At 71.4% G+C, this 24,895-nt stretch carries 27 protein-coding genes; 7 read left to right on the top strand and 20 right to left on the bottom strand.

Going from position 1 to position 24,895, the window contains the following annotated elements:
• Nucleotides 1-68: 68 nt before the first annotated feature.
• From ABZ471_RS14615 to hisI, 5 genes are all read right to left on the bottom strand, one after another.
• On the bottom strand, nt 69-509 hold the full coding sequence (locus ABZ471_RS14615) for a DUF2752 domain-containing protein (protein WP_359066216.1): 441 nt from the start codon (nt 507-509) through the stop codon (nt 69-71).
• Between the two features lie 95 nt (nt 510-604).
• Nucleotides 605-862, bottom strand: a complete 258-nt coding sequence (locus tag ABZ471_RS14610) for an HGxxPAAW family protein (RefSeq protein ID WP_359066214.1) — start codon at nt 860-862, stop codon at nt 605-607.
• 207 nt (nt 863-1,069) lie between these two features.
• Nucleotides 1,070-1,699, bottom strand: a complete 630-nt coding sequence (locus tag ABZ471_RS14605; protein ID WP_359066212.1) for a TIGR02234 family membrane protein — start codon at nt 1,697-1,699, stop codon at nt 1,070-1,072.
• Nucleotides 1,700-1,759: 60 nt separating this feature from the next.
• The gene (locus ABZ471_RS14600; protein WP_359066210.1) at nt 1,760-3,238 is read right to left on the bottom strand and encodes an anthranilate synthase component I; all 1,479 of its coding nucleotides are present in this window, start codon (nt 3,236-3,238) and stop codon (nt 1,760-1,762) included.
• A gap of 11 nt (nt 3,239-3,249) precedes the next feature.
• Nucleotides 3,250-3,660: a phosphoribosyl-AMP cyclohydrolase gene (gene hisI / locus ABZ471_RS14595; RefSeq protein WP_359066208.1), complete on the bottom strand. Its 411-nt coding sequence runs from the start codon at nt 3,658-3,660 to the stop codon at nt 3,250-3,252.
• 82 nt (nt 3,661-3,742) lie between these two features.
• On the opposite strand from hisI, the gene ABZ471_RS14590 reads away from it, so the two are divergent.
• Entirely contained in the window at nt 3,743-4,378 is a 636-nt protein-coding gene (locus ABZ471_RS14590) for a TIGR03085 family metal-binding protein (protein ID WP_359066206.1), read from the top strand.
• 10 nt (nt 4,379-4,388) lie between these two features.
• Nucleotides 4,389-4,796, top strand: a complete 408-nt coding sequence (locus ABZ471_RS14585) for a VOC family protein (protein WP_359066204.1) — start codon at nt 4,389-4,391, stop codon at nt 4,794-4,796.
• A gap of 3 nt (nt 4,797-4,799) precedes the next feature.
• On the opposite strand, the gene ABZ471_RS14580 is transcribed toward ABZ471_RS14585, so the two are convergent.
• From ABZ471_RS14580 to hisD, 10 genes are all read right to left on the bottom strand, one after another.
• Entirely contained in the window at nt 4,800-6,053 is a 1,254-nt protein-coding gene (locus ABZ471_RS14580; protein WP_359066202.1) for an MFS transporter, read from the bottom strand.
• A gap of 13 nt (nt 6,054-6,066) precedes the next feature.
• Nucleotides 6,067-6,654: a helix-turn-helix domain-containing protein gene (locus tag ABZ471_RS14575; RefSeq protein ID WP_359066200.1), complete on the bottom strand. Its 588-nt coding sequence runs from the start codon at nt 6,652-6,654 to the stop codon at nt 6,067-6,069.
• 123 nt (nt 6,655-6,777) lie between these two features.
• Complete coding sequence (gene hisF / locus ABZ471_RS14570) at nt 6,778-7,533, bottom strand: imidazole glycerol phosphate synthase subunit HisF (RefSeq protein ID WP_359066198.1); 756 nt, start codon at nt 7,531-7,533, stop codon at nt 6,778-6,780.
• Nucleotides 7,530-7,940 (bottom strand): RidA family protein, encoded by a 411-nt coding sequence (locus ABZ471_RS14565; protein WP_359066196.1) that lies wholly within the window; start codon nt 7,938-7,940, stop codon nt 7,530-7,532. Before ABZ471_RS14565 ends, hisF begins: the two co-directional genes overlap by 4 nt.
• Nucleotides 7,937-8,662, bottom strand: coding sequence for a bifunctional 1-(5-phosphoribosyl)-5-((5-phosphoribosylamino)methylideneamino)imidazole-4-carboxamide isomerase/phosphoribosylanthranilate isomerase PriA (priA, locus tag ABZ471_RS14560; RefSeq protein WP_359066194.1), 726 nt, complete (start codon nt 8,660-8,662; stop codon nt 7,937-7,939). Before priA ends, ABZ471_RS14565 begins: the two co-directional genes overlap by 4 nt.
• A gap of 3 nt (nt 8,663-8,665) precedes the next feature.
• Nucleotides 8,666-9,307, bottom strand: coding sequence for an imidazole glycerol phosphate synthase subunit HisH (hisH, locus tag ABZ471_RS14555; protein WP_359066192.1), 642 nt, complete (start codon nt 9,305-9,307; stop codon nt 8,666-8,668).
• Nucleotides 9,304-9,468 (bottom strand): hypothetical protein, encoded by a 165-nt coding sequence (locus ABZ471_RS14550; protein ID WP_359066190.1) that lies wholly within the window; start codon nt 9,466-9,468, stop codon nt 9,304-9,306. The genes hisH and ABZ471_RS14550 overlap by 4 nt, the downstream gene beginning before the upstream one ends.
• Nucleotides 9,469-9,472: 4 nt before the next feature.
• On the bottom strand, nt 9,473-10,066 hold the full coding sequence (hisB, locus tag ABZ471_RS14545) for an imidazoleglycerol-phosphate dehydratase HisB (protein WP_359066188.1): 594 nt from the start codon (nt 10,064-10,066) through the stop codon (nt 9,473-9,475).
• Nucleotides 10,063-11,172, bottom strand: coding sequence for a histidinol-phosphate transaminase (locus ABZ471_RS14540; RefSeq protein ID WP_359066186.1), 1,110 nt, complete (start codon nt 11,170-11,172; stop codon nt 10,063-10,065). The genes hisB and ABZ471_RS14540 overlap by 4 nt, the downstream gene beginning before the upstream one ends.
• Complete coding sequence (hisD, locus tag ABZ471_RS14535) at nt 11,169-12,494, bottom strand: histidinol dehydrogenase (protein WP_359066184.1); 1,326 nt, start codon at nt 12,492-12,494, stop codon at nt 11,169-11,171. The genes ABZ471_RS14540 and hisD overlap by 4 nt, the downstream gene beginning before the upstream one ends.
• Nucleotides 12,495-12,715: 221 nt before the next feature.
• On the opposite strand from hisD, the gene ABZ471_RS14530 reads away from it, so the two are divergent.
• The 4 genes from ABZ471_RS14530 to ybaK all read left to right on the top strand — a co-directional run bounded on the left by ABZ471_RS14530 (nt 12,716) and on the right by ybaK (nt 16,841).
• The gene (locus ABZ471_RS14530; RefSeq protein ID WP_359066182.1) at nt 12,716-14,293 is read left to right on the top strand and encodes an oxidoreductase; all 1,578 of its coding nucleotides are present in this window, start codon (nt 12,716-12,718) and stop codon (nt 14,291-14,293) included.
• A 214-nt stretch (nt 14,294-14,507) separates the two neighbouring features.
• Nucleotides 14,508-15,560, top strand: a complete 1,053-nt coding sequence (locus ABZ471_RS14525; protein ID WP_359066180.1) for a hypothetical protein — start codon at nt 14,508-14,510, stop codon at nt 15,558-15,560.
• Between the two features lie 11 nt (nt 15,561-15,571).
• Complete coding sequence (locus ABZ471_RS14520) at nt 15,572-16,312, top strand: LON peptidase substrate-binding domain-containing protein (RefSeq protein ID WP_359066178.1); 741 nt, start codon at nt 15,572-15,574, stop codon at nt 16,310-16,312.
• 22 nt (nt 16,313-16,334) lie between these two features.
• Nucleotides 16,335-16,841: a Cys-tRNA(Pro) deacylase gene (gene ybaK / locus ABZ471_RS14515; protein WP_359066176.1), complete on the top strand. Its 507-nt coding sequence runs from the start codon at nt 16,335-16,337 to the stop codon at nt 16,839-16,841.
• 15 nt (nt 16,842-16,856) lie between these two features.
• On the opposite strand, the gene ABZ471_RS14510 is transcribed toward ybaK, so the two are convergent.
• The 4 genes from ABZ471_RS14510 to ABZ471_RS14495 form a co-directional block, all read right to left on the bottom strand.
• A complete protein-coding gene (locus tag ABZ471_RS14510) occupies nt 16,857-17,483 on the bottom strand; it encodes an AAA family ATPase (RefSeq protein ID WP_359066174.1) in 627 nt (208 codons plus the stop codon).
• A gap of 34 nt (nt 17,484-17,517) precedes the next feature.
• Nucleotides 17,518-18,339 (bottom strand): ABC transporter permease, encoded by an 822-nt coding sequence (locus tag ABZ471_RS14505; RefSeq protein WP_359066172.1) that lies wholly within the window; start codon nt 18,337-18,339, stop codon nt 17,518-17,520.
• 109 nt (nt 18,340-18,448) lie between these two features.
• The gene (locus ABZ471_RS14500; RefSeq protein ID WP_359066170.1) at nt 18,449-19,462 is read right to left on the bottom strand and encodes an ABC transporter ATP-binding protein; all 1,014 of its coding nucleotides are present in this window, start codon (nt 19,460-19,462) and stop codon (nt 18,449-18,451) included.
• 93 nt (nt 19,463-19,555) lie between these two features.
• On the bottom strand, nt 19,556-20,776 hold the full coding sequence (locus ABZ471_RS14495) for an NYN domain-containing protein (protein WP_359066168.1): 1,221 nt from the start codon (nt 20,774-20,776) through the stop codon (nt 19,556-19,558).
• A gap of 224 nt (nt 20,777-21,000) precedes the next feature.
• On the opposite strand from ABZ471_RS14495, the gene ABZ471_RS14490 reads away from it, so the two are divergent.
• Entirely contained in the window at nt 21,001-21,174 is a 174-nt protein-coding gene (locus ABZ471_RS14490) for a hypothetical protein (protein ID WP_359066166.1), read from the top strand.
• Nucleotides 21,175-21,256: 82 nt separating this feature from the next.
• Here the strand turns inward: ABZ471_RS14490 and dnaE are convergent, their stop codons facing one another.
• The gene (dnaE, locus tag ABZ471_RS14485) at nt 21,257-24,796 is read right to left on the bottom strand and encodes a DNA polymerase III subunit alpha (RefSeq protein ID WP_359066164.1); all 3,540 of its coding nucleotides are present in this window, start codon (nt 24,794-24,796) and stop codon (nt 21,257-21,259) included.
• Nucleotides 24,797-24,895: the final 99 nt, after the last annotated feature.

The raw sequence follows: 24,895 nt of genomic DNA, 5'->3' as shown, positions 1-24,895 counted from the left end.
TCCGGAGGTCCACGAAGGCCCTGCATCCGAGCCATTCCGGTCCCACAAGCTGGACATTCCGTGAGTGGTCATGGATGGAGCCAACCACCGCCCGGCAGGTTCCGGACCACGCTGAAGACCAGCAGCAACGCGCCGATGCTCCACATCTGCAGCCGCCCGAGCTCGATCCGCACCGGCCGGCCGCGCACCGCGCGGACCACCCAGACGGTCCACAGGACGGCGAAGCCGAGGTAGGCGGCCACGCCCGCCGCGTTGTCGTGCAGGGCGGTGAGGAAGTCGCCGTGGACGAAGGCGTGCGCACTGCGCAGTCCGCCGCAGCCGGGGCAGTACAGGCCGGTGACGCGGTACAGGGGGCACACCGGGTAGTGGCCGGGCTCGTTGGGGTCGACCGTGCCGACGTACGCGAAGGCGCCGGCGACGGCCGCGAGCAGGCCGGCCGGGACGGCGAGCCGGCCCCACAGAGCGGGGGACGGTGCGGTGCGCGGGGCGGTTCGGCTCTCGGCGTTCACGCTGGCATTCTGCCCCGCACGCCCCGCTCACGCGCGCGAGGGGCGGCCCGCACCCTCTTCGGGTACCGGCCGCCCCTCGCGGGAAGCGGTGGTGCTCAGGCGTCGGCGCCGGCCGGCTCGCGGGTCGTGGCGGGGGCCACGTGCGCGACGGCGTGCGCCTGCTTGGGCATGCCGAGACCCATGGCGCGCATGGCGGCGCCCACGACGCCTCCGAGGACCACGATCGCCATCCCGGCCCAGAAGCCGACCGGCTGGGCCATCACCATGAAGGCGCCCGCGACGCAGAAACCGATGAAGGTGATGGTGACGCCGGTCCAGGCGGCCGGGGTGTGACCGTGGCTGCTGCCCGCCATGACTTGCTCCTCGTTGCTGTGTACGTGGCTGTGTACGTGTCGTAGTTCGTGCCGTACGTGGCGTACGGTTCCGAGCCCGCCCCGTCACTGTCCGAGCCGGACGCTCGTCGTCCATTGTCCCGTACGCGCACCCGTGCCGGACGCGGGGGTGACGTCTGGTTCGCCACATCCGGCGACGGCCCGCCCGGTGGCGCGTACGGCTCCGGCTCAGGCGCCGGTCGGGTCCTCGCCGCGGTCCAGGGCCTTCCAGATCTCCTCGGGCCGCTCGGGGTCCACCGGACGCGCCGACCGCCGCGGGCGGTCGGACCCGCGCTCGTAGCGGCCCGACATGGCGGGCCACAGGCGGCCGTAGCGCAGGGCGAGCAGCCCGGCGAGCAGGATCAGGGCGCCGCCGACGGCCGCTACGTACGGCCAGCCGGTGTGGCTGAGAGAGGCGACCGTGGCCGAGGCGTCGCCGGTGGCCTGCGCGGCCTTCTCGTCCAGCGCGGAGCTGTCGGAGCCCTCCACGAGGGCGGCGGCGGTGATGCCCGCGCCGGAGAGCGCGAGCAGGGCCGCGACGACGTGGCGGCCGGCCTTGCGGACGGCGAAGACGGCGACGAGCGCGGCGAGGCCCACTATGGCGAGGGCCGCGGGGACGCCCGTGACGTCGCTGCCCTTGGCGGTCAGCGGGAACGCTCCGCCAGCCACCGTGGCGGTGCCCTCCGACCAGCGCTGCCGGGTCGCGAGCAGGGTCACGGCCGCGCCGAGCGCACCGGACAGCAGGGCCACGGCGAGGCTCCGCCGGCCGGACCGGGCGGGCGCGGCGGCATCGGAACGGGGGTGAGGTACGGCAGTCACGTATCCACTATCGCCTGAACCCCGGGCGAACCGTCACCCGGGGTTCATATGAGAAGCGCCCTACTTGCCCAGCCGGTTCGCCGTATGGACCGCGCGCAGCACCGCCGCCGCCTTGTTACGGCACTCCTGGTCCTCGGCGACCGGGTCGGAGTCGGCGACGATGCCCGCGCCGGCCTGCACGTAGGCCGTGCCGTCCCGGAGCAGGGCCGTACGGATGGCGATGGCCGTGTCGGAGTCGCCGGCGAAGTCGAGGTAGCCGACGCAGCCGCCGTACAGGCCGCGCCGGGAGGGTTCGAGTTCGTCGATGATCTGCATGGCGCGGGGCTTGGGGGCGCCGGAGAGGGTGCCCGCCGGGAAGCACGCCGTCAGCACGTCGAAGGCCGTACGGCCGTCCGCGACCCTGCCGGTGACGGTCGAGACGATGTGCATGACGTGCGAGTAGCGCTCGATGGACATGAAGTCCACGACCTCCACCGAGCCGGGTTCGCAGACCCGGCCGAGGTCGTTGCGGCCGAGGTCGACCAGCATCAGGTGTTCGGCGCGCTCCTTGGGGTCGGCGAGCAGTTCCTCGGCGAGGGCCTGGTCCTCCTGCGGGGTGGCGCCGCGGTGCCGGGTGCCGGCGATGGGGTGGACCATCGCACGCCCGTCCTCGACCTTGACCAGCGCCTCGGGGGAAGAACCGACGACATCGAACCCGTCGAAGCGGAAGAGGTACATGTACGGCGACGGGTTGGTCGCCCTGAGGACGCGGTAGACGTCCAGCGCGCTCGCGGTGCACGGGGTCTCGAAGCGCTGGGAGGGCACCACCTGGAAGGCCTCGCCCGCGCGGATGCGCTCCTTGACGTCCTCCACGGCCGCCTGGAAGTCGGGGCCGCCCCACAGGGCGGTGTACTCGGGCAGCTCGGACGGCGGGAGGTGGGCCGGGGGCTGGGCGACCGGACGGGAGAGATCCGCCTCCATGGCGTCCAGGCGGGCCACGGCGTCCGCGTGGGCCTCGTCGACGCCCGTGTCGAGGTCGTTGTGGTTGATCGCGTTGGCGATCAGCAGGACCGAGCCCTCCCAGTGGTCCATGACGGCGAGGTCGCTGGTGAGGAGCATGGTCAGCTCGGGCAGCTTCAGGTCGTCGCGTTCGCCGGGGCCGATCTTCTCCAGGCGGCGGACGATGTCGTAGCCGAGATAGCCGACCATGCCGCCGGTGAAGGGCGGCAGGCCCTCCTGGTGCGGGGTGTGCAGGGCCTGGAGGGTGGCGCGCAGGGCGGCGAGCGGGTCGCCGGACGTGGGCACGCCCACGGGCGGGCTGCCGAGCCAGTGGACCTCGCCGTCCCGGGCGGTGAGGGTCGCGGCGGAGCGCACGCCCACGAAGGAGTAGCGGGACCAGGAGCGGCCGTTCTCCGCGGACTCCAGCAGGAAGGTGCCGGGGCGTTCGGCGGCGAGCTTGCGGTAGAGCGCGACCGGGGTGTCGCCGTCGACGAGGAGCTTGCGCGTGACCGGGATGACACGCCGGTCGGTGGCGAGCTTGCGGAAGGTCTCGAGGTCCATGGCGGCTGACCTTACTGATCCGCGGCCGGTACGCCGGAATCGGCGTCCTCGGGGAGATCTGCGTCCTTGAGGAGCACGTCCGCCCCGAAGCAGGTGCGGTCGCCGGTGTGGCAGGCGGCGCCGACCTGGTCGACCTGGACCAGCACGGTGTCGGCGTCGCAGTCCAGGGCGACGGACTTCACCCACTGGAAGTGGCCCGAGGTGTCGCCCTTGACCCAGTACTCCTGGCGGCTGCGCGACCAGTAGGTGCAGCGGCCCGTGGTGAGCGTGCGGTGCAGCGCCTCGTCGTCCATCCAGCCGAGCATCAGCACCTCACCGGTGTCGTACTGCTGGGCGATGGCGGGCAGGAGGCCGTCGGCGCTGCGCTTGAGGCGCGCGGCGATCTCGGGGTCGAGGCCGCTGGGCGGGGGCGTGCTGGTCATGGGTGCCATTGTGCCGCGCCCCACCGACAGTGACGGTCCGTGTCCACTGTGCGGACCTACAGTGTGGTCGTAGGCTGAATTCATGTCGACCTTCGCCCAGCGTGAACGGCTTCTGCTCGCCGACCTCCTGGAAACCACCGGTCCGGACGCCCCGACCCTCTGCGAGGGCTGGCAGACGCGCGATCTCGCCGCGCACGTGGTGGTGCGGGAGCGTCGGCCGGACGCGGCCGGGGGCACGCTGATCAAGCAGCTCGCGCCGCGGCTGGAGAAGGTGATGGGCGAGTACGCCGCGAAGCCGTACGAGGAGCTGATCCAGCTGATCCGTACCGGCCCGCCGCGTTTCTCGCCCTTCCAGCTCAAGCAGGTCGACGAGGCGGCCAACATCGTGGAGTTCTACGTCCACACGGAGGACGTCCGCCGCGCCCAGCCGGACTGGACGCCGCGCGAGCTGGACCCCGTCTTCCAGGAGTCCCTGTGGTCCCGTCTGGAGCGCACCGCCCGTCTGCTGGGCCGGGGTGTGCCGACGGGTCTGGTCCTGCGGCGCCCGGACGGCCAGACGGCCGTCGCCCACCGGGGCACGCCCGTGGTGACGGCGACGGGCGAGCCGTCGGAGCTGCTGATGTTCGTGTTCGGCCGGCAGAGCACGGCGAAGGTCGAGCTGGACGGCGAGGAGAACGCGATCGCCAAGCTGCACGAGTCGAAGCGCCTGGGCATCTGAGAGGCACCTCATGATCAAGGTCGCGATGACCGGTGTGTACGTCGACGACGTGGCGCGGGCGCACGCCTTCTACACGGACGTCCTCGGCTTCGAGACGCAGACCCGTCTGGACCTGGGCGACGGCACGCTGTTCGTCACGGTCGGCGCGCCGGACAGGGCCCAGCCGGATCTCCAGCTGCTGCTGGAGCCCGGCGACAGCCCCATCGCGGAGCCGTACCGCCGGGCCCTGTACGAGGCGGGGATCCCGTGCATCGTCTTCTCGGTGGACGACATCCAGGCGGAGTACAAGCGGCTGGTGGGCCTCGGTGTGCGTTTCACGCACGAGCCGCAGGAGCAGGGGCCGGTGATCGCGGCCGTGCTCGACGACACGGTCGGCAATCTGATCCAGCTGGCGCAGCCCAAGCCGCACCACGGCTGAGGATCACCGGGGCAGTTCGGCCCGGCGCAGCCCCGGGACGCACAGGGCGACGACCCCGCCGAGCCCGCAGACGGCGGCACTGGCGACGAACACCGGGCCGAGGCCGAAGGCGCCGATCGCGGCGGCCGCGAACGGCATGCTCAGCGGGGCGAGACCGAGGCTGACCAGGCTGGCGACGGCGGTGACCCGGCCGAGGTAGGCGGGGTCGGCCTGAGTCTGCAGCAGGGCGCCGCACAGGGCGCCGCTGAGCCCCGCGAGAAGGCCGATGAGCAGGGCCACCCCGACGGCCGCGACGAGACTCGGGACGTAGGCGAGGGCGCCGATCGCGACGCAGCCCGCGAGGATCGCGTACGCGGCGACCAGCCCGGCGCGCGGCAGCCGGCCCCGGACGGCCAGCAGCAGCGAGGCGGCGCCCGCGCCGACGCCGAACCCGGCGAGCACCGAGCCCATCCCCGAGGCGCCCCAGCCGCGCTGGTCGGCGAGCAGGGTCAGGCCGACGTTGAGCGGCCCGACGAAGCCGAAGTCGCCGAGGGCGATGGCGAGCATCAGCGGGGCCAGGACGCGGTGGCCGCGGACGTAGCGCAGCCCGGCACGCAGGTCCCGCCAGGGGGTCGCCTCCCGGGTCCGGGTCCTGTCGTCCGACGGCAGGTCCCGGACCCGTACGGAGACCAGCAGCGGCACCGAGACCGCGATGAGCAGACCGGCGAGGGCGAACGCGGTCGCCGCGCCGCCGACCGCCACGCCGAGGCCGCCGAGCGGGGCCCCGACGACGCTCGCGACACGGATCGCGAGACCGCGCAGGCCCTGCAACCGGGCGAGTTGCCCCTTGCCGGTGATCCGCGCCGGGAGAGCGCCCACGGCGGGCATGAACACGGCGTCGACGGTGCCGAAGAGCAGGGCCAGCAGGGCGAGCAGCCACAGTCCGGGGCCGGCGAGGAACAGCAGGGCGGCCACCGCGAGGACGGCCGCGCAGCGCACGACGTCACTGCCGATGACGACACGGCGCGGGCCCAGCCGGTCGGCGAGCACTCCCCCGCCGAGCATCAGCACGGCCCTCGGCACCGCGCTGACCGCCATCACGACGCCTGCCTGTGCCGGGGTCCCGGCCTGGACGGCGGCCCAGGACAGGGCGATGTAGTAGATGCTGTCGCCCAGCATCGAGGAGGTGTAGGCACCGAGCCAGCGCAGGACGTTGGGGTCGCGGTGGGCGGGGCGGTCGGCGGTGACGGCGGCCGGGGGTATCAGGGTGTCGGTCACGGGAGGGGCCCTCTCAGACGCGGAACGGGAATCCGGACACGTGCAGCGCGACGTGCTCGCGCCCTTCGGTCTCACCGGCGGCTTCGGCGGACCGGCCCCTCTCGTCGTACTTCCTGACCAGGGAAAGCAACTCCTGCTGGAGCTCGGCCAGTTCGGCCGCGGTGAGGCGCAGCAGGGACTCGCTGTCGGGTACTGCGGCGTTCCACTCGGCGCTCCAGGTGGCGCGCTCGTCCAGGTAGCGGCGGTACAGGTCGGCGCGCTGGTCGTGGAAGAGCCGGGTCGCCGCCAGGTGCACGGCCGCCTTCTCGGGGGCGTCCCGGAAGTCCGTGCCGCGGATGCTCACCCCCTCCGAGGAGGGCTGCCACCAGCGCTCCCGGCCGTCCGCGCTCTGCGGCTCGGCCTCCTCGATCAGACCGCGCTCGGCGAGCTTGCGGAGGTGGTAACTGACCAGTGAGACGGCCTCGTCGACCTGGTCGGCGAGGTGCGAGGCGGTCGCCATGTCGGCCACGCACAGGGCTCGGTACAGCTTCATCCGCAGCGGGTGGGCGAGCGCCTTGAGCGTGCCCACGTCCGTGATGGAACGGCTCCCCTTGTCTGTCATGCACCCAACGCTAGACAGAAAAGAAAAGTTGCACAACATATTTTGCGCAACTTCTCTTTCCTGTTTGCCATGAGAAAGCCCCGGCCGCCCGAGGGCAACCGGGGCCGAAAGCTCACCGCGGCCTCACCGAACGGGGTGGCCCGCCTCCCGCAGCGTCTGCTTCACCTGACCGATGCGCAGGTCGCCGAAGTGGAAGACGGAGGCGGCCAGGACCGCGTCCGCACCGGCAGCGATGGCCGGAGGGAAGTCCGCCAGCCTGCCCGCGCCGCCCGAGGCGATCACCGGGACCGAGACGTGCCCCCGGACAGCCGCGATCATCTCCAGGTCGTAGCCGTCCTTGGTGCCGTCCGCGTCCATGGAGTTGAGCAGGATCTCGCCCGCGCCCAGCTCCGCGGCCCGGTGCGCCCACTCGACGGCGTCGATGCCGGTGCCCTTGCGGCCGCCGTGGGTGGTGACCTCGAAGGAGCCGGACTCGGTACGGCGGGCGTCCACCGACAGCACCAGCACCTGACGGCCGAAGCGCTCCGCGATCTCACGGATCAGGTCCGGACGGGCGATGGCCGCCGTGTTCACGCCGACCTTGTCCGCGCCCGCCCGCAGCAGCTTGTCCACGTCCTCGGCCGTGCGGACGCCACCGCCGACCGTCAGCGGGATGAACACCTGCTCGGCGGTGCGGCGCACCACGTCGTACGTCGTCTCCCGGTTGCCGGAGGACGCGGTGATGTCCAGGAACGTCAGCTCGTCGGCACCCTCGGCGTCGTACACCTTGGCCATCTCGACGGGGTCGCCCGCGTCGCGCAGGTTCTGGAAGTTGACGCCCTTGACGACCCGGCCGTTGTCCACGTCCAGGCAGGGGATGACTCGTACGGCCAAGGTCATGCGGACACTCCGTGTTCTCCGCTGGAGCGGAACGCCTCCACCTCGACCTCGACGACCAGACTGGGGTCCACGAGACCGGAGACGATGATCATGGATGCGGCGGGCCGGACGGTGTCGAACAGCTCCTTGTGAGCCCGCCCGACCTCGTCCACGTCCCGGGCGTGCGTGATGTACATGCGCGTGCGCACGACATCGTCCCGGCCGAGCCCCAGCTGGTCCAGCGCGGCCAGCGCGACGTTGAAGGCGTTGACCGCCTGCTCGTACGGGCCGCCACCGGCGATCTGACCGTCCACGATGGACGTGCAGCCCGAGACCATGACCAGGCCGCCCGGCAGCTGCACCGCGCGGGAGTAGCCGAACTGCTCCTCCCAGGGCGCACCGGTGGTCACGCGTCGTACGTCGCTCACTGGGCTACCGCCTCCAAGGCTTCTTCCAGGGTGAACGCCTTCGCGTACAGCGCCTTCCCGACGATGGATCCCTCGACACCGAGGGGTACCAGCTCGGCGATCGCACGGAGGTCGTCCAGCGACGACACGCCGCCGGAGGCCACGACCGGCCGGTCCGTCGCGGCGCAGACGTTCCTCAGCAGCTCCAGGTTCGGGCCCTGGAGGGTGCCGTCCTTGGCGATGTCGGTCACGACGTAGCGGGCACAGCCCTCCTGGTCGAGGCGCTCCAGCGTCTCGTAGAGGTCGCCGCCGTCGCGGGTCCAGCCGCGGCCGCGCAGGGTCGTGCCGCGCACGTCCAGGCCGACCGCGATCCTGTCGCCGTGCTCGGCGATGACCTTGGCGACCCACTCGGGGGTCTCCAGGGCGGCGGTGCCGAGGTTCACCCGGGTGCAGCCGGTGGCCAGGGCGGCGGCGAGGGTGGCGTCGTCCCGGATGCCGCCGGACAGCTCCACCTTGATGTCCATCGCCCCCGCGACCTCGGCGATCAGCTGCCGGTTGTCACCCGTGCCGAAGGCGGCGTCCAGGTCGACCAGGTGCAGCCACTCGGCGCCGGAGCGCTGCCAGGCGAGGGCGGCCTCCAGCGGCGAGCCGTAGGAGGTCTCGGTCCCGGACTCGCCGTGCACGAGGCGGACGGCCTGGCCGTCGCGGACGTCGACGGCGGGGAGGAGTTCGAGCTTGGCCATGGTCTACAGGGTTCCGATCCAGTTGGTGAGGAGCTGGGCACCGGCGTCGCCGGACTTCTCGGGGTGGAACTGGGTGGCCCACAGGGCGCCGTTCTCCACGGCCGCCACGAAGGGCTTGCCGTGCGTCGACCGCGTCACCCTGGGCGGGTGCATGACCGGGTTGCGCACCTCCAGGGTCCAGTCGCGGACGGCGTAGGAGTGCACGAAGTAGAACCGGGCGTCCGCGTCCAGGCCGGCGAACAGCTCCGAGTCGGCCGGGGCGTCGACGGTGTTCCAGCCCATGTGGGGCACGATCTCGGCCTGGAGCGGCTCGACCGAGCCGGGCCACTCGTCGAGGCCCTCGGTCTCCACGCCGTGCTCGATACCGCGCGCGAACAGGATCTGCATGCCGACGCAGATGCCCATCACCGGCCGCCCGCCGGACAGCCGGCGGTCGATGATCCAGTCACCGCGGGCCGCGAGCAGCCCCTGCATGCAGGCGGCGAAGGCGCCGACGCCCGGCACCAGCAGGCCGTCGGCGTTCATCGCCTTGTCGAAGTCGCGCGTGATCTCGACGTCGGCCCCCACGCGCGCGAGGGCACGTTCGGCGGAGCGGACGTTGCCGAAGCCGTAATCAAAGACGACTACTCGCTTGGGAGCGCTCAATTCCACACCTCCAGCCGCATGACGCCCGCGACCAGACACAGGGCCGCACCGATGGACAGCAGCACGATCAGGCTCGCGGGCATCTTCTGCTTCACGAAGGAGACGATCCCGCCGACCAGGAAGAGGCCGACGACGATCAGGAGGGTCGAGAGACCGGTCATGGGTTTACAGCGCGCCCTTCGTCGACGGGAGGATGCCGGCCGCGCGCGGGTCACGCTCGCTGGCGTAGCGCAGGGCCCGCGCGAGCGCCTTGAACTGGCACTCCACGATGTGGTGCGCGTTGCGCCCGTAGGGGACGTGCACGTGCAGCGCGACCTGCGCCTGGGCGACGAAGGACTCCAGGATGTGCCGGGTCATCGTCGTGTCGTACTCGCCGATCATCGGCGCCATGTTCTCGGGCTCGGTGTGCACGAGGTACGGGCGGCCGGAGAGGTCGACGGTCACCTGGGCGAGGGACTCGTCCAGCGGGACCGTGCAGTTCCCGAAGCGGTAGATCCCCACCTTGTCGCCGAGGGCCTGCTTGAAGGCGGCGCCGAGCGCGAGGGCGGTGTCCTCGATGGTGTGGTGGGAGTCGATGTGCAGGTCGCCGTCGGTCTTCACGGTGAGGTCGAACAGGCCGTGCCGGCCGAGCTGGTCGAGCATGTGGTCGTAGAAGCCGACGCCGGTGGCGATGTCGGTCTTGCCGGTGCCGTCGAGATCGATCTCGACCAGGACGGACGTCTCCTTGGTGGTCCGCTCCACGCGTCCAACGCGGTTCATGCCTCAAGCTCCTTCTTCAGTTCCCGTACCGCGTCGAGGAACGCGTCGTTCTCCTCGGGGGTCCCCGCGGACACCCGCAGCCACCCCGGTACGCCGTTGTCCCGGACCAGGACGCCCCGGTCGAGGATCTTCTGCCAGACCTCGTGGGCGCTCTCGAACCGGCCGAACTGCACGAAGTTGGCGTCGGACTCGATGACGGCGTAGCCGATCGCGCGCAGTTCGGCGACCAGCCGGTCCCGCTGCGACTTCAGCTGCTCGACGTACTTCAGCAGCGTGTCGGTGTGCTCCAGGGCGGCCAGGGCGGTCGCCTGGGTGATCGCCGACAGGTGGTACGGCAGCCGCACGAGCTGGACGGCGTCCACGACCGCGGGGTGCGCGGCGAGGTAGCCGAGGCGCAGTCCGGCGGCGCCGAACGCCTTCGACATGGTGCGGGAGACGACCAGGTTCGGCCGGCCCTCCAACAGCGGCAGCAGCGAGTCGCCGTGGCTGAACTCGATGTAGGCCTCGTCCACGACCACCATCGACGGCTTGGCCGCCTGGGCCGCGTCGTACAGCGCAAGGACCGTCTCGGGCGGAACCGCGTTGCCGGTGGGGTTGTTGGGGGTGGTGATGAAGACGACGTCGGGCTTGTGCTCGGCGATGGCCTGCTCGGCCACGGCGAGGTCGATGTCGAAGTCCTCGGTGCGGGGGCCCGAGATCCAGCCCGTCCCCGTACCGCGCGCGATGAGTGCGTGCATCGAGTACGACGGCTCGAAGCCGATGGCCGTGCGGCCCGGTCCGCCGAAGGTCTGCAGCAGCTGCTGGATGACCTCGTTGGAGCCGTTGGCCGCCCAGACGTTCTCGATGCCGAGCGGGTACTTGCCCGTCCTCGTCAGGTACTTGGCCAGCTCGGTGCGCAGCTGGACCGCGTCCCGGTCGGGGTAGCGGTTCAGGTCGCGGGCGGCCTCGCGCACCCGCTCCGCGATCCGCTCGACCAGCGGCTCGGGCAGCGGGTACGGGTTCTCGTTCGTGTTCAGCCGTACGGGGACGTCCAGTTGGGGCGCGCCGTAGGGGGACTTGCCGCGCAGCTCGTCCCGTACGGGGAGATCGTCGATTCCGAAGCTCACTTGCTCTCAGGCACCTTCCAACCGAACCTTGCCTTGATCGCCGCGCCGTGCGCGGGCAGGTCCTCCGCCTCCGCCAGGGTCACCACATGGTGGGCGACGTCGGCCAGCGCGTCCTTCGTGTAGTCCACGATGTGGACGCCGCGCAGGAAGGACTGGACGGACAGGCCCGAGGAGTGGCAGGCGCAGCCGCCGGTGGGCAGGACGTGGTTGGACCCGGCCGCGTAGTCGCCGAGCGACACGGGGGCCCAGGGACCGATGAAGATCGCGCCGGCGTTCCTGACCCGGTCGGCGACCGCGGCGGCGTCTGCGGTCTGGATCTCCAGGTGCTCGGCGCCGTACGCGTCGACCACCCTGAGGCCCTCCTCGACGCCGTCGACCAGCACGATCGCGGACTGCTTGCCCGCGAGGGCCGGACGGATGCGGTCCTCGATGTGCTTGGTGGCCGCGACCTGCGGCTCCAGCTCCTTCTCCACCGCGTCGGCCAGCTCGACGGAGTCGGTGACCAGGACGGCCGCCGCGAGCGGGTCGTGCTCGGCCTGGCTGATCAGATCGGAGGCCACGTGCACCGGGTCGGCGGTGTCGTCCGCGAGGACGGCGATCTCGGTGGGGCCGGCCTCGGCGTCGATGCCGATCTTCCCGGTGAAGTAGCGCTTGGCGGCGGCGACCCAGATGTTGCCGGGGCCGGTGACCATGTTGGCGGGCGGGCAGGACTCGGTGCCGTACGCGAACATCGCGACGGCGGTGGCGCCGCCGGCCGCGTAGACCTCGTCCACGCCGAGCAGGGCGCACGCGGCGAGGATCGTCGGGTGCGGCAGGCCTCCGAACTCGGCCTGGGCCGGGGAGGCGAGCGCGATCGACTCGACGCCGGCCTCCTGCGCGGGCACCACGTTCATGATCACGGAGGACGGGTAGACCGAGCGGCCGCCGGGCGCGTAGAGCCCCACGCGCTCGACCGGAACCCACTTCTCGGTCACGGATCCGCCGGGCACGACCTGGGTGGTGTGCGTCGTACGGCGCTGCTCGCGGTGGACCAGACGGGCGCGGCGGATGGACTCCTCCAGGGCCGCGCGCACGGCCGGGTCGAGGGCGTCGAGCGCCTCGGTGAGCGCCCGGGCCGGGACACGGACGGATTCCAGTCGTACTCCGTCGAACTTCTCGGCGAAGTCGATCAGCGCCGCGTCGCCTCGATGATGCACGGCCTCGCAGATCGGACGCACCTTCTCCAGGGCGGTCTGAACGTCGAAGTCGGCTCGGGGCAGCAGGTCGCGCAGGGCGGGGCCCTCGGGAAGGGCGTCGCCGCGCAGATCGATTCGGGAGATCACAGGCTCAATTCTCTCAGACGGGGATCGGGGGCCGTCCGCGCGTATCAATGGCTGATACAGAACGCGGGACAGCGGGCGGTACATAGCCTGGCCGGAACCCGGAAGATCGCCTTCACGTCTTGTGTACCGGGCGTCACTCAGCGGGCATGAACGGACGTACGAAATACGTGACTCATGAGCAGCCGAAGAAGCTCTGAGCAGTCGAGGAAGAAGGAAGAGCGGTGACCGAGGGTGCCGCCATCAACGCCGGGGACCTGCCGGACGATCTGACCGCGACCGAGGCCGGCATGTGGCAGGCCTTCCGCAACGGCAGCGTGTACGACCTGAGCAGCGGGGACACCGTCGTGGACGATCCGCACGGCGGGCACCCCTGGGGGCCCGAGCGGAGCGTGCGGGCGCGCATCATCTGCTGGCTGCTGCTGGACGGGCCGCCCGCGCTCGCGGGCCGGGTGTCCTCGCTGAAGCTGGCCGGAGTGCGGGTCACGGGCACGCTGGACCTGGCGGGCGGCACGGTCACGCCGTACATGGAGATGCGCGGCTGCCGCTTCGACAACGAGATCCTCCTCCCCGAGGCCCGGTTCACGACCCTGCGTCTGGTGGACTGCGCGGTGCCGCGCCTGGAGGCGGCCCGGGTGCACACCGAGGGCGATCTGCATCTGCCGCGCTGCCGCTTCCAAAACGGGGTCCGGCTGACCGACGCGCACATCGGCACGGATCTGCTGCTCAACCAGGCGATCGTCTACCGCGACCGCAGCGGCCGCTCGATCGCCGCGGACGGCATGACCGTGGGCCAGGACCTCCAGGCCGAGCTGCTGGAATCGCACGGTGAACTCAGCCTGCGCAGCGCCAAGGTCGGGGTCTCGCTCAGCCTGCGGGGAGCGAAACTGGCCAACCCTTACGCGCGCCTCGCGCTGAACGCCCCCCAGCTGACGGTGGGGCGCACCCTGTATCTGACCCCGGCCGGCGTGGGCAACCCGCTGCTCAGCGGGACGACGCCCGCGCGCGGGACGCGCATCCAGCGGTTCGAGTGCCTGGGCGGGCTGCGGCTGGACGACGGGCGGTTCGGGGACGCCGTGGACCTGGAGCGGGCCCGGTTCTCCTTCACCGACGACCAGGAGCTGTCGCTGCGCCGGGTGCAGACGCCCGAACTACGCTTCCTCGGGGACACGCCGCAGCGCGGCAAGGTGGTGCTGTCCGGTGCGCGCATCGTCAACCTGGTGGACCGCGCGGGCAGCTGGCCGGGCCCGGGCAACCTGCACATGGGCGGCTTCGCCTACGAGAGCCTCGTACCGCAGGGCCCGTTCCCGCTGACCCGGCGCCTGGACTGGGTGGCGGCGGCCACCGCCGAGTACAACCCGGAGCCGTACGAGCGGCTGGCCGCCGTGCTGCGCGCGGCCGGGGAGGACGAGGACGCCCGCGAGGTGCTGCTCGCCAAGCAGCGCCGGCGCCGCGAGACGCTGCCGCTGGCCGGCAAGTTCTGGGGCTACGTCCAGGACTGGGCCGTGGCCTACGGCTACCGGCCGGGCCGGGCCGCGGTCTGGATGGCGGTGCTGTGGGCGGCGGGCACGCTGGCCTTCTCGCACGCCGACCATCCGCCGATGAACTCCGGCGGCCACCCGTCCTGGAGTTCCGCGCTGTTCACCCTGGACCTCCTGCTGCCGGTGATCGACCTGGGCCAGGCCGGCCAGTGGCAGCTGCGCGGCGGCTGGCAGTGGCTGGCGGCGTCGATGGTCATCCTGGGCTGGATCCTCGCGACGACGGTGGCGGCGGGGGCGACGCGGCTGCTCCGTCGGGGCTGAGACTCGGTCCGGCCACCGGCGCTCGGGTTCACCACCGCCCCTACGGCCACTCAGGAGTACCCATGGCCACTCAGGTCACCGACAGGCCTCAGCTTGCTGACAGGTACGCCACAACGCTTGAACAATGACCTTTTACCTGTCCTTGACTTCCGGGCGTACAACCTTCCATGACTTGCCCGCATCCTCTGGCGCACCCCCGACCTGCGGTCTTTCAATGGTCGACACCATGGCTCTGCTGCCGGCGTTTCTCCGCCCCACACGGATGACACGACGTGCCTCGCGCCCCGCCGACCCACTGCCGGCCGGCGACGAGGCCGTCCTCGACGCGCCCGACGAACGCCTCTCCCCCGTGCTGGTCGCGGCCGGCCGGGGCGAGTACGACTCCGCCGCCGCCCTGCTCGCCACCACCCGCGCGGCGACCGAGTGGGAGGAGCGCGACCGGTACACCAAGCGGCTCGCTGCCTTCGCCCGCTCACGCCCCGAGTGGTTCGAGGAATGGCGCACGGCCGCCCCGGACGACCCCGACGTGATTCTCGTCGGGGCCCAGCTGGCCGTGGACCACGCCTGGCCCTCGCCGGCCCGCGCCGAGCTGCTGCGCGAGGTGAGCCCGCTGATCACCGCCGCCGCCCGGGCCGACGACCGGGACCCGGTGCCCTGGCGGATCGCGCTCGACCACGCGCGCGGCTCCCTCGCCGGGCACCGCTACTTCGGGGAGCTGTGGGAGGCCGCGGTCCGCCGGGCCCCGCACCACTACGGCTGCCATGTGGCCGCCCTGCGCTATCTCGGCACCGCCTGGCACGGCTCGCACCGCGAGTGCTTCGACTTCGCCGACCTGGCCGCGCAGGACGCCCCGGCCGACTCGCTCGTCCAGGCACTGCCGGCCCGGGCGGCCCTCGCCTATCTGACCGACGGCTGCGGACCCGAGGTGCCGCGCGGACGGCTGGACGCGGCGGCCGACCGTGCGGTCGCGCTCTCCGGCCGGTTCCCGGCGGTCGCACCCTGGCCCGCCGAGGTCCGCAACAAGCTGGTCTACGTCCTGGCCCGGCTGGAACGCTGGGAGGACGCCCGCACCCAGCTGCGCCTGATCGGCCCGTACGCCACCTCCTTCCCCTGGGAGCGGTTCTCCGACGACCCCCTGGGCCACTTCCTGCGGGTGCGTGAGGCACTTCTGACGGTCGCTCCGCGCGCCGCCGTGGCCGAGCTGACGGCGGCACCCCCGCGACCACGGAACGAGCACCGCGGACAAGTTCCCGCCGTCGACCATTAGGCTGGGGCGCCGTGACCACCGCCCGCCTCCCCCTCTTTCCGCTGAACTCGGCGCTGTTCCCCGGGCTCGTGCTGCCCCTGAACATCTTCGAGGAGCGTTATCGCGCCATGATGCGCGAGCTGCTGAAGACCCCCGAGGACGAGCCGCGCCGGTTCGCCGTCGTGGCGATCCGCGACGGCCACGAGGTGGCACCGAGCGCGCCGGGCATGCCGGATCCGACCGCACAGCCCGAACGGGGCCCGGCCGCCGGCTTCGGCCCGGCCCCCCTCGAGTCCTTCCACGGCGTGGGCTGCGTGGCGGACGCGGCGACCATCCGGGAGCGCGCCGACGGCACGTTCGAGGTGCTCGCGACCGGGACGACCCGGGTACGGCTGCTGTCCGTGGACGCGTCGGGCCCGTTCCTGACAGCGGAGCTGGAGGAGCTGCCGGAGGACCCCGGCGACGAGGCGGGCGCGCTCGCCGAGGGCGTCCTGCGCGCCTTCCGGCAGTACCAGAAGCGTCTGGCGGGCGCCCGCGAACGCTCGCTCTCGACCGGCGCGGACCTCCCGGACGAACCCTCGGTGGTCTCCTACCTGGTGGCCGCGGCGATGGTCCTGGACACCCCGACCAAGCAACGGCTGCTCCAGGCACCGGACACCGCCTCCCGGCTCCGGGACGAGCTGAAACTGCTTCGCGCGGAGACGGCCATCATCCGTAACCTGCCGTCGCTGCCCGCGTTCGAGCTGACGCGGACGCCGACCAGCCTGAACTGAACGAACCGAGGCCGACACCCCGATGGCGAAGAAGTCGAAGAAGCAACAGCAGCAGTCCGGCGGCACGCCCGCGACGGTGGCCCTCACGGCGGCGGGCGTGGACTTCACCGTCCACTCGTACGACCACGACCCCTCCCACCCCTCCTACGGCGAGGAGGCGGCGGAGGCGATGGGCGTCTCCCCCGACCGGGTCTTCAAGACCCTGGTGGCCGACGTGGACGGCACCCTGACGGTGGCGGTGGTCCCGGTCTCCGGCACGCTGGACCTGAAGGCCCTGGCCGCAGCGGTGGGCGGCAAGCGGGCGACCATGGCCGACCCGACCCTCGCGGAACGCACCACCGGCTACGTCCGCGGCGGCATCTCCCCCCTCGGCCAGCGCAGGAAACTGCCCACCGTTCTCGACGACTCGGCCCAGGACCGCCCCACGATCTGCATCTCCGCGGGCCGCAGGGGCCTGGAGGTCGAACTGGCTCCGGAGGACCTGGCAAAGCTGACGGATGCGGTACTGGCCCCGATCGGCCGGGGCTGACCGCTCGGGCCCCGGTTACGGCACCTCGGGATCCCTCGGCCCGAACAGCGCGGTGAGCCCGAGGTGCACCAGCAACGCGGCGATCGGCCACGCCAACAGCACGCCCTTCGCCCCCAACTTCAACGGCGCCGAGAAGGTGACCCCCTTCCCCACCGCCTTCGCGTGAGCGACCACATCGGACTCGGGGCCCCACCACATCCCCAGCCGCCACGCCAGCAGCGACCCGAGCAGTCCGCCGAGGCCGAGTGCGACGACCAGCGGCACGCCCCCACGCCGTCGCAGCAGGAACACGACGACCGCGCTGACCAGCCCGAACCCCAGGCCTATCAGCGTGAACGTTCCGTCCACCCCGGCCGCCTGCTCCCCCTCGGTGTCCTTGATGTAGACGACCCAGCTCTTGTCGATCTGGTCGCCCACCAAGGGCACCTGCGGCGCCAGCCACCACCACAGCAGCCCGAACAGCACCCCGGCCAGCGCCACCGCCAGCATGATCACGGCGGCGTCCCGCAATTCGGTCTTCATCCCGGGGCCGTCCTGTTCGTGCCGGCCCGCGACCAGTGCCTCGGCAGGCGGCGGCGCCTGCCAGACGTGGTGCGGGGAGTCGTCGTGCGGCGGCGGAGGCGGAGTCAGCGGTGCGGTCACCCTGACATCGTGCCAGGCCGCGCCGTGCGCCGCGTCACCGGACGGCGGCCCGGCGGTACGCCCAGGTCGCCACGGCCAGCGAGACCACTCCGACGCCCGCGCACACCCCCAGGTCAGCGAGGACGGCGGCCCAGTCGGGGTGCGGCCCGAAGGTCCGGGCGTACGCCTCCACACCGTAGGTCGACGGCAGCAGATCCCGAGCCAGCCGTACGATCTCCGGCATCCGGTCGGCCGGCAGCACACCGAGCAGCAGCGCCGCCGACATGCCCAGCTGCCCGAGCAGCGTGGCCAGCTCGGGCCGCGGCGCGAGCAGTCCGCAGGCGGCGCCGAGCCCGGCGAGCGCGGCCCCTGCGAGCGGGATCACGGCCAACAGGATCCACAGGTTGGACAGAGGCAGCCCGAACAGCACGCACCCGAAGACGGCGGTCACCAGCGTCCCCGGGACGGTGAAGGAGGCGTACGCCCCCGCCGCGCCCAGCACCACCGCGGCCGGCGGCACCGGCAGCGTGGCGTAGTGGTCGAGTCCGCCGCTGGCCCGCAGCTGCCCGAAGTACTGCGACAGCAGATTGAGCGCGACGTACGCGACCACGAGCACCGAAGAGCCCGCCACCACGGACTGGGCCTCACCGCCGCTGTCGACGACTCCGCGCATCATCACGGCGATGCCGATGGACTGGAAGGTCGCCACGAACAGCAGCGGGATGCGCGCCACCCGGGCCCGGGACAGCTGCGCCCGGTAGACGGCCACCAGCGACGGCCACAGCCGCACGGGCGGCCCCAGCTCGGCCGCGCGCGGGGCGTTCTCCGGCACGGCCCGGGCACCGTCCTGCAGCACCTCCGCGGGTACGACACTCACGACGAGCTGCTCCTCTTCCCGACGGCGTGCGCCCCGCCGTCCTCCAGGGAAAACCCAGGGGACCCGGGGGACCCCCACAGGGACCATACGCATCCGGCGCCCCGCCCGCTCACGCCTTCACCAGCCCCTGCCGTGCCGCCCCGCCCAGCGCCAGGTACACGTCCTCCAGGCTGGGCGTGGCGAGCGTGAAGTCGTCCAGGGCGGCGAAGGCGGCGCCGCCGGTCACCGTGGCGACGGCGGCCCGGGCCTCCTCGGGCGCGAGCCGGAGCGTCCAGCGTCGGCCGGACTCCACGGCCCGTTCGCGCAGCACGGCGACCTCGGGCACCTCCAGCGGCGCCCGCTCCCGCCACACCAGCTCCACCCGCACCTCGCCAGAGACCTGTTCCTTCAGGCCGGCCGGGGTGTCGCAGGCGATGACCCGGCCCCGGTCCAGGACGGCGACCCGGTCGAGCACGGTCTCGGCCTCGATGACGTTGTGGGTGACCAGCACTACGGTCGTACCGCGCTCGGCCCGCCGCCGGTCCACGGCCGCCCACACCGCGCGCCGGGCCACCGGATCCATACCGGTGGTCGGCTCGTCCAGGACCAGCAGCCGCCGTTCCCCGACGAGGGCGGCGGCGAAGCAGGCGAGCCGCCGCTGCCCGCCGGACAGCTTCTTCAGCGCCCGCCCGGCGATCGGCGTGAGCCCCAGTTCGTCGAGTACCGCGTCCCGCTCGGCCCGCGCCTGCCGTGCGTCCAGGCCGCGCAGGCGTGCGGTGGTCTCGGTGGCGAGGGCGACGGTCAGCTCGTCCAGGGCGGAGGACTCCTGCCCCAGGTAGGCGAGGATCCGCGCGGCCCGCTCGGGGTGCCTGACGATGTCGTGGCCGAGGATCTCGACGCTTCCGGTGTCCGGCCGCAGCAGCCCGGTGAGCTGCCGCACGAGGGTGGACTTGCCGGCACCGTTCGGCCCGAGCAGCCCGAAGATCTCGCCGCGCCGCACGTCCAGCTCGACGCCGTCGGTGGCCCGCACCTCGGGCGTACCCGGCGCTCCGCGCCGCCCCTTCACGGGCGGGTAGGTCTTGCTGAGCCCGCGCGCGCGTACGACCTCGTCATGCCGAAGGGCCTGTCCCACGCGCGTACTCACAAGGGACGAGACTACGGGGTCCGGCCCCTTTACTCGTCTTTGGGTCCTCTTCTCACTCCCGGCTTCTCGTCCCGCCGCCGGGAAACTCCCCGCTCACTCGGCGGCAGGCGCGTGCTCGGCCGCCGCCGGCACGTCGACCTCCCGCCAGAACCCCGCCCGGATGGCGTAGCGGTCGTGCTCGTCGATCTGGTCGTCCTTGTGGGCGAGCAGCCCGAAGCGGGCGGCGTACCGCAGCAGCTCGCCGTCGATGCGGTGCGGGATGCGCGGGTACATCGTGGACAACCGCTGCAGATGGCTCTGGTCGCCGAGCCGGGACATCCACCGGCGGGCGAAGACCTGCCCCACCTCGTACGGGTCGCCGCCGACCGTGGTGATGTCCTCCTCCCGGTCCGCCCACCGCTGCTCGGCGGTGGTCAGCTGGGCGAGCGTCGGCATGGAGGCGACCTCGGGCGGCTCGGAGACCGCACCCGGCCGGTCCACCCACCCCTTGTCGGAGGACCACCTGAGGGTCGCGGTGGTCGGATGCTGCACGGCCTGGACGCCGGGCGTGCGCAGCGCGGCGAGGTCCTTGGGGGTGGGGACGCCCTTCGGCGCGGGCACCCGCTCCTGGGCTCCGTTCTCCGACACGGCGGCGGCCGACGCGTGGGTGCCCTCCTCCACGGGGCCCTCGGCTGCCGTGGCGAGCGTGGACTCGGGCAGCGGCGCGGAGAGGATCGCGGCGATCTCGGGACGAGGCGCGGGCTGCGGCGCGCAGACGCCGGTCAGCTCCCTGGCGCGGACCGCCTGGGTGATCCAGGCACGGTCCAGTACGCGCCGCTCGTCGGCCTCGGCGACCAGGTCCTCGGACTGGTTGTAGTCCCCGTCGGCGGCCTGTACGGCCCACAGGTGGACGGCGACGCCGTGCTCCTTGGCGGCCATCATGCCGGGCAGCAGGTCGCCGTCGCCGGTGACCAGGACGATGTCGGAGCAGGCACGGTTGCGGGCCAGCTCGGTCAGCTCGGCGTGCATGGCGGCGTCCACGCCCTTCTGCGCCCAGCGTCCGTCGCTGCGGGTGAGGGCGCCGAGCCGGACGGTGACCCGGGGCATCACGCGCAGTCGCCGGTGCTCCGGCTGAGGAACCCGGTCGGGGGCCCCGTCGAACCAGTAGATGCGCAGCAGCGGGCGCTCGGTGTCCGACTCCGCGCGTTCACGCAGGGCCTGGATCAGCGCGGCGTGGTCGACGGTGATCCGGGACCGCGAGGGCTCACCGGCGAGGAGGCTGGCGGCGGCTCCCAGCAGATACCCGGCGTCCACCAGGACGATGCAGCGGTCCACGCGACTCACCCTCTTCCCGGGAGGCTTTGCTTCGACTTCCTTCGAGTCTGCCCGACCGCGCGGGGGTTAACGGCCGGAACTCGATCTTCGGCGTGGCGTTTGCGGTTCCCGCGCGCCCACCTGCCCTGTCACGCACCGTAATTATCCGACATGCGCCTGATGTCAGCTTATGTGAATCTGGTCCCGGCCCTGGCCCCTAGATCCCCCTCAGGAGGCAGACCACCATGGCCAAGAACAAGAAGCAGGACCGAAGCAAGAAGCAGGCCCCGCAGTCCGAGCACAGCGCCCAGCAGGCGCAGCGGTCCCCCTCGGAGTCGCGGGAGGAGCAGCACCTCTCGGCGATGTCGCCCGCCGACGTCGCGCGCAAGGGCCGGCAGAAGTCCTTCGGTCACAACTGAGATCCTCGTAACGGGCCGTTGAAGCCCAGGCACACGGAGGGGCGCATCCCTTGCGGATGCGCCCCTCGAGTGCTCGTACGACTCAGCCGGCCAGGCAGGACGGCCCGAGCAGCACCTTCAGGTCGCCGAAGAGCGCCGGGTCCGGCTTGACCCGGTGCCGGTCGAGGCGCAGCACGGTGGTCCTGCGCGGGCCCTGGAGCTTGATGCGGACCTCGCTGTCGCCCTTGTGATGGCTGAGGATCTCGCCGAGGCGGCTGACCATGGGCGGGGTGACCCGGGTGGCCGGGATGGTGAGGATCACCGGCGCGTTGGTGCCCGCGTTGGAGAGGTCCGGGACCGCCAGCTCCATCGCGACCAGCCGCGGCACATCCTCGCGTTTGTCGAGGCGTCCCTTGACGAACACGACCGCGTCCTCGACGAGTTGGGTCGAGACCAGCTGGTAGCTGGCCGGGAAGAACATGCACTCGATGGAGCCGGCGAGGTCCTCGACCGTGGCGATCGCCCAGGCGTTGCCCTGCTTGGTCATCTTGCGCTGGAGGCCCGAGATGATGCCGCCGATGGTGACCACCGCGCCGTCCGCGTGCTCACCGCCGGTGAGCTGGGAGATACCCGCGTCGGCCTTGTCGGACAGCACGTGCTCCAGGCCGAAGAGCGGATGGTCGGAGACGTACAGACCGAGCATCTCCCGCTCCTGGGCGAGGAGATAGGTCTTGTCCCACTCCTCCGTGGTGAACTCGACGTCGAGTCCGAAGCCGGGCTCGCTGCTCTCCTCCTCGCCCATGCCGCCGAAGAGGTCGAACTGCCCCTCGGCCTCCTTGCGCTTGACCGCGACCACGTTGTCGATCATCGGCTCGTACTGCGCGGTGAGCCCCTTACGGGTGTGCCCCAGGGTGTCGAACGCGCCCGCCTTGATCAGCGACTCCGTGGTGCGCTTGTTGCACGCGACCGCCTCGACCTTGTCGAGGTAGTCGGGGAAGGAGCCGTACTTGCCCTTGGCCTTGCGGCTCCTGATGATCGACTCCACCACGTTCGTACCGACGTTGCGCACGGCTTCGAGGCCGAAGAGGATCACGTCGTCGCCCTGCGCGGCGAAGTTGTGCACCGACTCGTTGACGTTCGGCGGGAGCACCTTGATGCCCATGCGACGGCACTCGTTCAGGTAGACGGCCGACTTGTCCTTGTCGTCCTTGACCGACGTGAGCAGCCCGGCCATGTACTCGGCGGGGTGGTTCGCCTTCAGGTAGGCGGTCCAGTACGAGACCAGGCCGTACGCGGCGGAGTGCGCCTTGTTGAAGGCGTATCCGGCGAAGGGGACCAGCACGTCCCACAGGGCCTGGATCGCCTCGTCGCTGTAGCCCTTGTCCCGGGCGCCCTTCTGGAAGAGGACGAAGTTCTTCGCCAGTTCGTCGGGCTTCTTCTTGCCCATCACGCGGCGCAGGATGTCGGCCTCGCCGAGCGAGTACCCGGCGATGATCTGGGCGGCCTTCTGCACCTGCTCCTGGTAGACGATCAGGCCGTAGGTGACCGCCAGGACCTCCTCGAGGGGCTCCTCCAGCTCCTTGTGGATCGGCGTGATCTCCTGGAGCTTGTTCTTGCGCAGCGCGTAGTTCGTGTGCGAGTCCATGCCCATCGGGCCCGGACGGTAGAGCGCGGAGACGGCGGAGATGTCTTCGAAGTTGTCGGGCTTCATCAGGCGCAGCAGCGAGCGCATGGGGCCGCCGTCGAACTGGAAGACGCCCAGGGTGTCGCCGCGCTGGAGGAGTTCGAAGGTCTTCGGATCGTCGAGCGGCAGGGCCAGCAGGTCGAGGTCGATGCCCTTGTTGGACTTCACCATCTTGACGGCGTCGTCCATGATCGTCAGGTTGCGCAGGCCCAGGAAGTCCATCTTCAGCAGGCCGAGCGACTCGCACTGCGGATAGTCCCACTGCGTGATGGTCACGCCGTCCGTGTGGCGCACCCAGATCGGGGCGTGGTCGACGATGGGCTCGCTGGACATGATCACGCCGGCAGCGTGCACACCCATCTGCCGCACCAGGCCCTCGACGCCCTTCGCGGTGTCGATGACCTTCTTGACGTCCGGCTCGTTCTCGTACATCCCGCGGATCTCGCCAGCCTCGTTGTAGCGCGGGTGCGAGGGGTTGGTGATGCCGTCGAGGTCGATGCCCTTGCCGAGGACGTCGGCGGGCATCGCCTTGGTGAGCCGGTCGCCCATCGCGTACGGGTAGCCCAGCACGCGCGCGGAGTCCTTGATCGCGTTCTTGGCCTTGATCTTGCCGTACGTGCCGATCATGGCGACCTTGTCGGCGCCGTACTTCTCCGTCACGTACCGGATCACCTCGACGCGCCGACGCTCGTCGAAGTCGATGTCGACATCGGGCATCGAGATGCGCTCGGGGTTCAGGAACCGCTCGAAGATCAGACCGTGCGGGATCGGGTCGAGGTCGGTGATACCCATGGCGTAGGCGACGATCGAACCGGCCGCGGAGCCTCGCCCGGGGCCCACCGCGATGCCGTTGTTCTTGGCCCACATGATGAAGTCGGCGACCACGAGGAAGTAGCCCGGGAAGCCCATCGAGATGATGACGTCCATCTCGTAGTCGGCCTGCTTCTGGCGGTCCTCGGGGACGCCGCCCGGGAAGCGGCGCTCCATGCCGCGGCGGACCTCCTCCTTGAACCAGGTGACCTCGGTGTAGCCCTCGGGGATGTCGAACTTCGGCATGAGGTTCTTCGCTTCGAACATGCCGGTGGTGTCGACCATCTCGGCGACGAGGAGCGTGTTGGCGCAGCCCTCCTGCCAGGCGTCCGAGGAGTCGATGGCGTACATCTCGTCCGTGGACTTCAGGTAGTAGCCGGTGCCGTCGAACTTGAAGCGGTCCGGGTCGGAGAGGTTCTTGCCGGTCTGGATGCACAGCAGCGCGTCGTGGGCGCCCGCCTCGTGCGCGTACGTGTAGTGCGAGTCGTTCGTCACCAGCGGCGGGATGCCGAGCTTCCTGCCGATCTCCAGCAGTCCCTCGCGGACCCGGTGCTCGATGTCGATGCCGTGGTCCATCAGCTCCAGGAAGTAGCGGTCCTTGCCGAAGATGTCCTGGTAGTCCGCCGCCGCCTTGAGGGCCTCCTCCTCCTGGCCCAGGCGCAGCCGGGTCTGCACCTCGCCGGAGGGGCAGCCGGTGGAGGCCACGATCCCCTCGGACCACTGCGCGATGGTCTCCTTGTCCATCCGGGGCCACTTCTGCAGCCAGCCCTCGGCGTACGCGTCGGAGGAGAGGCGGAAGAGGTTGTGCAGGCCGGTCCTGTCGACGGCCCACATCGTCTTGTGGGTGTAGCCACCGGAACCGGAGACGTCGTCCCGCTTCTGGTGCGGCTGGCCCCACTGGATCTTGCGCTTGTTGCGCCGCGACTCGGGGGCGACATACGCCTCGATCCCGATGATCGGGGTGATTCCGGCCTTCTTCGCGGTGTGGAAGAAGTCGTACGCCCCGTGCAGGTTGCCGTGGTCGGACATGGCGATGTGCGTCATGCCCATCTCGTTGCAGGCGTTGAACATGTCCTTGAGCCGCGCGGCACCGTCCAGCAGCGAGTACTGGGTGTGGACGTGCAGGTGCGTGAACGGCGGCTTGGACACGGTTTCGGCCTCCAAGGGAATCAGGCGTCGACGATCTTCCGACCGGCCGCGGAACGACTGCGGACAGTCTGGGGACAGCGTCGAAGTCTATGCCTCGGC

The sequence above is a fragment of the Streptomyces sp. NPDC005728 genome (assembly GCF_040630895.1).
GTDB lineage: Bacteria > Actinomycetota > Actinomycetes > Streptomycetales > Streptomycetaceae > Streptomyces.
This window is presented reverse-complemented; position numbering and strand designations above follow the sequence as displayed.

Bases quoted from the DNA above. Each gene is read 5' to 3' on its own strand.
- ABZ471_RS14610 (WP_359066214.1), bottom strand. From the start codon at position 862: ATGGCGGGCAGCAGCCACGGTCACACCCCGGCCGCCTGGACCGGCGTC.
- ABZ471_RS14600 (WP_359066210.1), bottom strand. From the start codon at position 3,238: ATGGACCTCGAGACCTTCCGCAAGCTCGCCACCGACCGGCGTGTCATC.
- hisI (WP_359066208.1), bottom strand. From the start codon at position 3,660: ATGACCAGCACGCCCCCGCCCAGCGGCCTCGACCCCGAGATCGCCGCG.
- ABZ471_RS14590 (WP_359066206.1), top strand. From the start codon at position 3,743: ATGTCGACCTTCGCCCAGCGTGAACGGCTTCTGCTCGCCGACCTCCTG.
- ABZ471_RS14585 (WP_359066204.1), top strand. From the start codon at position 4,389: ATGATCAAGGTCGCGATGACCGGTGTGTACGTCGACGACGTGGCGCGG.
- ABZ471_RS14575 (WP_359066200.1), bottom strand. From the start codon at position 6,654: ATGACAGACAAGGGGAGCCGTTCCATCACGGACGTGGGCACGCTCAAG.
- hisF (WP_359066198.1), bottom strand. From the start codon at position 7,533: ATGACCTTGGCCGTACGAGTCATCCCCTGCCTGGACGTGGACAACGGC.
- priA (WP_359066194.1), bottom strand. From the start codon at position 8,662: ATGGCCAAGCTCGAACTCCTCCCCGCCGTCGACGTCCGCGACGGCCAG.
- ABZ471_RS14550 (WP_359066190.1), bottom strand. From the start codon at position 9,468: ATGACCGGTCTCTCGACCCTCCTGATCGTCGTCGGCCTCTTCCTGGTC.
- hisB (WP_359066188.1), bottom strand. From the start codon at position 10,066: ATGAACCGCGTTGGACGCGTGGAGCGGACCACCAAGGAGACGTCCGTC.
- ABZ471_RS14525 (WP_359066180.1), top strand. From the start codon at position 14,508: ATGGTCGACACCATGGCTCTGCTGCCGGCGTTTCTCCGCCCCACACGG.
- ybaK (WP_359066176.1), top strand. From the start codon at position 16,335: ATGGCGAAGAAGTCGAAGAAGCAACAGCAGCAGTCCGGCGGCACGCCC.
- ABZ471_RS14490 (WP_359066166.1), top strand. From the start codon at position 21,001: ATGGCCAAGAACAAGAAGCAGGACCGAAGCAAGAAGCAGGCCCCGCAG.